We start from the raw sequence: 7477 nt of genomic DNA, 5'->3' as shown, positions 1-7477 counted from the left end.
CGGGAGGGAAGATGGCAGCGCCCGGCGCCATGGCCGCCATCGCCTCCTCGAGACCGGGGAAGGCCTGCGCCGCCGAGGCCGCCAGCATGGCCGAGCCGAGGAGGACGGGGTCGACGTTGTCGGGCGCCAGCAGCGGCAGTCCCGAGCAGTCGGCCAGCAATTGCCGGATGAGGGGATGGCGGCCGGCCCCGCCGCTGAGAACGATGGCCTCGATCGTGGCGCCCTTGGCACGGCTGGCATCGATGATCTGGCGCAGGCCGTACCCGATCCCCGTCAGGCCGGCGACGTATAGTGCGACGAGATTGTCGAGATCGCGCTCCATGCCCAGCCCGGCGACCACGGCGCGTGCGTGGGGATCCGCGTGGGGAGAGCGATTGCCGAGGAAATCCGGCACGACGAGGATGCCCCCGGCAAGATGGACCGCCTCCGAGAGGTTGGCGCCGTGCTGCGCGACACGGGCGGCCAGCCAGTCGGGAAGCGAGATGCCCTGCGTCTCGGCCCAGTGCCGTGCCTCCGCCGCCGCCGGGTGGAAGGCGATGAGTTGCTCGATGGCGGCGCCGGCGCCGGATTGCCCGCCCTCGCTGAGCCAGAGGCCCGGGACCATCGCGGACGCGTAGGGGCCCCAGATTCCGGGGATGAAGATGGGCTCGCGGCTGCTAGCCATGGTGCAGGCCGAGGTGCCGAAGACATAGGCCAAGCGTGTCAGCGCCGTGCCATGCGGCGAGCGTACGCCGACGGAGCCGAGGCCGCCGGCATGGGCGTCGATAAGAGCGGCGCCGACGGCGGTGCCAGGGCTCAATCCGAGTTCGGCGGCGGCCTGCTCGGTCAGCCCGTGGCCCAGCGCCGTGCCGGCCGGGGCGATCTCGGTGCCGATCCGCGAGAAGCCGTCATCGGCCAGATCCGCGAGGCCGATCTGGTGGAAATAGCCTGGGTCCCAGCGGCCCTCATGGGCGAGATAGGTCCATTTGCAGGTGACCGTGCAGGTCGAGCGCGCCAGCGAGCCGGTCGCGCGCCACGTCAGGAAATCCGGCAGGTCGAAGAACTGCCAGGCCGCATCGTAAGTGGCCGGCAAATTCTCCCTGAGCCAGAGCAGCTTCGGCGTTTGCATCTCCGGCGAGATCGTGCCGCCGACATAGGCGAGCACGGGATGACCGGTGGCATTGATGCGCTCGGCCTGCGCGATGGCCCGGTGATCCATCCAGACGATGATGTCGCGGTCGGCATCGCCATGGGCGCCTACCGGCAATGGCTTGCCGCCCGGCCCGAGCACGACGAGCGAGCAGGTCGCGTCGAAGCCCAGTCCGGCGATATCGTCCGGCGTGAGCCTGGCTCCGGCCATCGCCTCGCGCACGCTCGCACAGACGGCCTGCCAGATGTCGCTGCTCGATTGCTCGGCGAAGTCGGGCCCGTCGCGATAGAGCGCGATGTCGCGCTTTGCCGTCGCGGCCATGCGTCCCTGCTTGTCGAAGATGCCGGCCCGGGCGCTGCCGGTGCCGACATCGATGCCGATGAAGTGCCCGCCCATCTCAGGCCGCGGCGCGGTTCGGCGGCCCGGCGCGGGTGCCGTCCGGGTTGCGCAGATAGACGCCGTGGTCGAGTTGCTGGCGGCGCAATTCCTCGACGTCGATATCGGCCGGCGGGCGGTTGCCGCGCACCGAGATCTTCGCGGCGCGGCCGGCGGCCTCGCCCATCGCCATGCAGGTCGCCATCACGCGGATCGCGCCCATGGCTTCGTGCGTCGCGGAGATGCTGCGCCCGGCGACGAGCAGGTTGCCGATCTTTTGCGGCACCAGCGAGCGATAGGGGATGTCGTAGCAGTCGCCGCACCAGATCAGCGTGCAGCCGTCATCCGCCGGCCGGTGGATATCGATCGGGTAGCTCGCGACCGCGATGGCGTCGTCGAAATGCGTGCAGGCGAGCACGTCCTCCTGCGTCATCACGTATTGGCCGATGATGCGCCGCGTCTCGCGGATGCCGAGGAAGGGCGCGGTCTTGGTGAAATAGGCGTTCTCGAAGCCCGGCACGTAATTGACCAGATAGGTGACGATGTCGTCGATCTGGGCGCGGCCTTCGATCTCGCCCTTGGTCAGGCTCCGGGCATCGGTGCCGTCCGTGCCCTTGACGCGGGTCATGTTGATCCAGACCTCGCCTTTCTTCAGGCCGGTGATGATGATGGTGCGCTCGTTCGGGATCTGCAGGCCGCGCTCGGCCTTGGCCTTGGCCATGAGCTCGCGCAGGCCGACGACGATGAACTGATGGTTCTGGCCGAAATACTCGGCCGGGATGAAGTCGGTGAGATAGGTGCGTGCCGCCGGCGGCGCGTTGGCGATCGAGAGCCGGAGCGCATCGGTGTCGACGCCCGCGAGACAGAACATCAGCGTCGGCGGTTGCATTCCGCCCTCGGCATTGCCCTTCTCTGTCGGCACGCCGGCGCTGTAGGCGACGTCGGCGTCGCCGCTGCAGTCGATCACCACCTTGGCCAGAAGGGCGGTGCGGCCGCTCTTGCTCTCGGTGATGACGCCGCGGATCGTGTCGTTTTCGACCAGCGCGCCGGCGAAGAAGGTGTAGAACAGCACGTCGACGCCGGCTTCCGTCAGCATTTCCAGTGCCACTGTCTTCACCGCCTCGGGCTCGACCAGCGTGATGCCCATGTGCAGCGGGCAGGGCCGGTGCTCGCTCGCGCCCTGGCGTTCCCGGCGCAGGCGCTCGATGAATTTCTGCGGCAGCCCGTCGATGATCTGGTTGCCCTTCTGGCCGAGGAAGCCGAGTACCGGCAGGCCGATGGTCATGTTGCCGCCGACGAAGCTGCGGCTCTCGATCAGCCCGACGCGCAGGCCGTCCTCGGCTGCGGCGAGTGCGGCGGTTATGCCCGAAGGGCCACCGCCGACGACGAGCACGTCATATTCGGCGGAGACGGGGATGGAGCGGGCCGGCTCCTCGATGAAGCGGGTCGCAGTTGTCATGGCGAAGATCCTTGAGGGCGTAGCAAGCTGAGCGAATGCCTGCGGGGCGCCGCGCCCCGCAGCCGAGAGAAAGAAATCAGGCCGGCATCATGGGCTTGACGCGCTCGATGATGGCGGAGACGGCGTCCTTGACCGGCTTGCGGCCGAGCACCGCAAGCTGGACCTCCTCGAGGAAGGTCGCCTGTGCACGGGCTGCCTCGGGGAAGGGCGGGAATGCGCCACGCGCCGTCGCCAGCACCTTGGCCTCGACGGCGGCGAGCGGGTTCTTCGCCTTGAGCCCTTCATCGGCATAGGTCGAGACGCGGACCGGGCCGTTGCCGTTGATCGCCATCCCGAGCGTCACGCGCTTGCTGGAGACGTCCTTGATGAAGCTCCAGGCCAGCGCCTTGTCCTTGGCGTTCTTCGGGATCGACATCGCCCAGGCTTCGACGACCGAGGCCATCGGCATCTTGCCCTGGATCGCGGCCGAGCCGGGAAAGGGGACGGCCTTGATCCTGCCCGGGAACTTGCTCTGCTCGGCATTGTTCAGCTGTGCGCCGCGGGCAAAGGGCAGCACGGTGAAGGCGGCGCGGCCCTGCTGCAGCCAGGTCACCTGATCGTCGTTCTTGGTCGTCGCATAGCTGCGCGGCAGGCTGCCGGCCTCGAACATCCCCCGCAGCGCCGCCAACCCCTGCTCCAGCGCCTCGCGGTTCGGCACCAGCTTGAGATCGGGGCTGATGAAGTCGCCGCCATAGGCGCGGGCGAACATCACAGGGAAGACGGCAAGATCGCTCGCCAGCACCATGCCGGTGACCGGTGTGCCGGCCCTGGAGGTGAAGGTCGTCTTCTTCGCCTGCTCGATCAGCTCCTCCAGCGTCGCCGGCGGAGCCGGGATGCCGGCTTCCTCCAGCAGGGCCTCGTTGTAGAACAGGCCCTGTGTGGCGTGGCGAACGGGGATGCCGATCAGCTTGCCGTCGACCGTCATGCCCTGGACGAGGCCGGGCGCGATATCGCCGAAATCCTCGATGGCGTCCTGCTTCTGATAGGCGTCGAGCGGCTCGAACAGTGCCGCGATCTGCGAGGTCGGCCGGTTGTCGATGAGATAGCCGACGCCGTATTCGGTCTCCTTGAGGCTGGCCTCGCGGAACAGCCGGTCCTGCAAGGGATTCGAGTCGAAGGTCGTGAAGGCGATCTCGGCGTCGTTGGCCTTGCGCCAGCTGGCCATGAGGTCGCCGTCGCCGCTGCCGAGAACGGTCTGGTGGACCTTGTGGCTGAGCACGTTCAGCGTCTTGCCGGCGGCGCGCGCGGGCCGGCCGGCGAGCGCCGCCGCCGCGACAGCGGTACCGGCGACGAATGCACGGCGTGTGATCTGCGTTTCACGAAGTTTCGGCATGGCTTCCTCCCTCTTTCTTTGTGGTTGGCTACCCCTTCGTCGAACCGGCGGTGAGACCGGCCACGAGGTAGCGGTTCATGAAGACGACGAAGAGAAGGACGGGCACGAGCTGCACCGTCGCGGCGGCGAAGAGGATCCCCCAGTCGACGCCGTCGATGGAGCCGATCATCTCGGAGATCACGAGCGGGGCAGTCTTGGCCCGGGTCGCCGTGAAGACAAAGGCGAAGAGGAACTCGTTCCATGAGAACACGATGACGAAGACCGCGACCGCCAGCACGCCCGGCATCGCCAGCGGGGCTATGACCTTGCGCAGGATGGTCAGGCGGCTGGCGCCGTCCATCGATGCGGCCTCGTCGAGTTCGCGGGGGATCTGGTCCATGAAGGTGCGCATCAGCACCGTGCCGAGCGAGACGAAGAAGGTGGCGTAGAGCAGGATCAGCACGAGATGGGTGTCGCTCAGCCCGAGCCAGTTCACGATCGGGAAGAGAGGCAGCGTCACCACGATCGGCGGGATCAGCCTGATGATGATGAGCCCGAGCAGGCTCGTGCCGAGCCAGCGCCCGGAATTGCGCGAGTAGACGTAGCCGGCACAGGCGCTGGCGAGGATGGCGAGCAGCGTCGCGCCCACCGTGATCAGCAGGCTGTTGAGCAGCCCGTCGAAGAACACGCCCCAGGAGCGCCAGAGCTCGGCGTAGTGCTTGAAGGTGGGCGTGAACAGCCATTTCGGCGGCACCGCGAAAATGTCCTGGCCGGGCTTCAGCGAGGACATTGCGATGAACAGGATCGGGAACAGCGACCAGAACAGGATCGCCGCCACGGCGAGTGCCTTGCCCGCCCCGAAGAGGAGACGCTCAATGCGCATGGGCGACGCCTCCACGCCTGAGCAGCAGGACATAGGCGCCTGCCAGCAGCAGGGACGCCAGAACCATGATCCAGGCGGTGGCGGCGGCCGGGCCGAAGGCGTTGAAGCTGAAGGCCTCCTGATAGAGGTAGATCGCGACCACCTCGGTCGAGCGGGCGGGGCCGCCCTTGGTCAGGAGCCATGCCTCCGAGAACAGGCGAAAAGCGAAGATGTAGCGGAAGAGCAGCGCGATCAGCATCGCCGGGGCGAGCAGCGGCAGGGTCACGCGCCGGAAGGCCTGCCAGCGCGTCGCGCCGTCGATCCGCGCGGCCTCGTAGAGCTCGGCCGGGACCGCGAGGCGTGCCGCGTAGACGATGACGAAGGTGAAGGGCAGGTGCAGCCAGATCGTCAGCAGCCCGATCAGGATCATCGCGTGCGAGGGCTCGAAGGACCAGTCGAGCGTCGGCAGGTGGAGCGCGCGGAGCGCAAGGGTGATCGGGCCGGCATCGGGATCGAACAGGAAGCGCCACATCACCACGGCCGTGACCTCGCTGACGGCGTAAGGCGCGAGCACGGCGACGAGCAGGAAGCGCCGGAACGGCAGGCCGCTGGCGAAGAGCAGCGCCATGCCGAGGCCGACGGCCAGTTCCAGATGGACCGCGACCACGACGAGTACGACGGTGTTCCAGAGCGCGCTGTGGAAGGCGGGATCGGTGAGGACGCGCCAGTAGTTCTGCAGGCCGACGAAGCTCGGCGCCTGGCCGAAGCTCGACGTGTTCAGGCTCAGCCAGACGACATAGAGCGACGGCAGCACGATCACGCTCAGGACGAGCAAGTGCACCGGCGCAAGAAGCGGCAATATCCGTGCCGTTTGTTGAAGTTGCACGCGTTTCCTCCAGTCATTCTTTTGCTCCGGGCTCTGTCGGCACGGTGGCTCGGACGGGGGCGTCCGCAGTCGATATTCGTCAGTGCACCGCCTTGGGAGCGGTGATCGGTCGCTCCGGGTTGGGTAGCGGATCGGGACCGCCGGCATCTCCGCCATCCGCCGCGATGGCGGCGAGATCGCGCACGGAGTCGCGGGCCTGCAGGCTGGCCTGCAGCACCGAGTGCTCGGGCGGTGCTTTGTCTCCGGACATACGTGCGCGCAGCCGGCCCCAGGCAACGGCCGCGATCTCGGCAATTGGCTGGCGGATCGCGGTAAGCCCAGTCTTGCGGGCGCTCATCCAGGGGTAGTCATCGAAGCCGATCACCGAGACCGGATCTGGAATGTCGACCCGCAGTCGCGCCAGCGCCGACAGGGTGCTCAGCGTCGTGACGTTGGTCAATGCGATCACCGCGCTCGGCTGGGGATTGCGCTCGAGCCAGTTCTGGAAGGTCGCTGCACCGCGATCGGCGTTGGAGCCGAGTTCGACGACGCTCGGTTCCCGGTGGATTTTGGCCCGGATCAACTCGCAAGCGCCGGCGACACGCTCGCGGATCGGGGAGATGCCGAGGCTGGAGGCGGCGATGAGGATTTCGCCGTGCCCCTTGGCAAGAAGATGCCGGGCGGCGATCTCGCCCGCCTTGCGATTGTCGATCGCCACCGTGTCCACGAGGGAGCCTTCGGGCGGCACGCGGTCGGCGAAGACGATCGGCAATCGGCCAATCTCGTTGCGCAGCACGCCCGGAACGCCATCGGAGCAGGGTACCGCGATCAATCCCGAAGGGCGCCAGGCCAGCAGGGTGCGCAGCCGCGACTGTTCCAGCCCGAGATCGTCGCGCGAGCTGGCGACGAGGATATCGTAGCCGTCCTTCTCGGCGAGGACCTCAAGCTGCGAGATCAGCGAGGTGAAGAAGATGTCGTCGAGGTCAGGGACGAGGACGCCGACCACGCGGCCCTGGCCCGAGCGAAGCTGAGAGGCTGCCCGATCGACCTGATAGGCGAGTTCCTCGGCAGCCTTCAGTACGCGGGCGCGCAGATCGGCATTCACCGGCTTGTTGCCGCTGAAAACGTTCGAGACCGTCGCAATCGACACGCCGGCGCGCGCTGCGACATCCCGGATCGTTACGCGTCCACCGTCCATGAAGAGCCTGTTAAACGTTTTACTGAAAAACGTTTAACAGGCGGAGTTCCCCTGCGCAAGCCGTTTCGATCCGGCGGCGCCCAAGCGACAACAGCAGCTGCTGCAGCCGCACGAAATCCGTCGAACAAGGCCTTGCGCCTGTCTCTTTGGCCTCGCCATCGCCGTCGGTTCTGCGCGTGGATCCGGCATTTCGCAGATGGCGGGCGGGCCGAATGCAGATTTCCCGGAGTCGTCCAAC

At 67.4% G+C, this 7477-nt stretch carries 7 protein-coding genes; all 7 read right to left on the bottom strand.

The genetic code is table 11. From position 1 onward, the window contains the following. Positions 1-1525 (bottom strand): FGGY-family carbohydrate kinase (locus tag ACIPIA_RS07155; protein WP_400508037.1); only part of this gene is annotated, 1525 nt, incomplete at its 3' end. A gap of 1 nt (position 1526) precedes the next feature. Beyond that, entirely contained in the window at positions 1527-2963 is a 1437-nt protein-coding gene (locus ACIPIA_RS07150; protein ID WP_400508035.1) for an FAD-dependent oxidoreductase, read from the bottom strand. Between the two features lie 76 nt (positions 2964-3039). Beyond that, positions 3040-4335: an ABC transporter substrate-binding protein gene (locus tag ACIPIA_RS07145; protein ID WP_400508033.1), complete on the bottom strand. Its 1296-nt coding sequence runs from the start codon at positions 4333-4335 to the stop codon at positions 3040-3042. A 28-nt stretch (positions 4336-4363) separates the two neighbouring features. After that, the gene (locus ACIPIA_RS07140) at positions 4364-5197 is read right to left on the bottom strand and encodes a carbohydrate ABC transporter permease (RefSeq protein WP_400508031.1); all 834 of its coding nucleotides are present in this window, start codon (positions 5195-5197) and stop codon (positions 4364-4366) included. Next, positions 5187-6062, bottom strand: coding sequence for a carbohydrate ABC transporter permease (locus ACIPIA_RS07135; protein WP_400508029.1), 876 nt, complete (start codon positions 6060-6062; stop codon positions 5187-5189). Before ACIPIA_RS07135 ends, ACIPIA_RS07140 begins: the two co-directional genes overlap by 11 nt. Before the next feature lie 79 nt (positions 6063-6141). Further along, positions 6142-7239 carry a LacI family DNA-binding transcriptional regulator gene (locus ACIPIA_RS07130; RefSeq protein ID WP_400508027.1) on the bottom strand — a complete coding sequence of 366 codons (1098 nt, stop codon included), beginning with the start codon at positions 7237-7239 and terminating at the stop codon, positions 6142-6144. Positions 7240-7258: 19 nt separating this feature from the next. Next, positions 7259-7477 (bottom strand): hypothetical protein (locus ACIPIA_RS07125; protein ID WP_400508026.1); only part of this gene is annotated, 219 nt, incomplete at its 5' end.

The sequence above is a fragment of the Allobosea sp. CER48 genome (assembly GCF_044752385.1).
GTDB lineage: Bacteria > Pseudomonadota > Alphaproteobacteria > Rhizobiales > Beijerinckiaceae > Allobosea.
Note: the sequence above shows the minus strand (reverse complement) of the source record. Positions and strands in the feature narration are given on the sequence as shown.

Coding starts and splice junctions, on each gene's coding strand:
- ACIPIA_RS07145 (WP_400508033.1), bottom strand. CDS start 4,335: ATGCCGAAACTTCGTGAAACGCAGATCACACGCCGTGCATTCGTCGCC.
- ACIPIA_RS07150 (WP_400508035.1), bottom strand. CDS start 2,963: ATGACAACTGCGACCCGCTTCATCGAGGAGCCGGCCCGCTCCATCCCC.
- ACIPIA_RS07140 (WP_400508031.1), bottom strand. CDS start 5,197: ATGCGCATTGAGCGTCTCCTCTTCGGGGCGGGCAAGGCACTCGCCGTG.
- ACIPIA_RS07130 (WP_400508027.1), bottom strand. CDS start 7,239: ATGGACGGTGGACGCGTAACGATCCGGGATGTCGCAGCGCGCGCCGGC.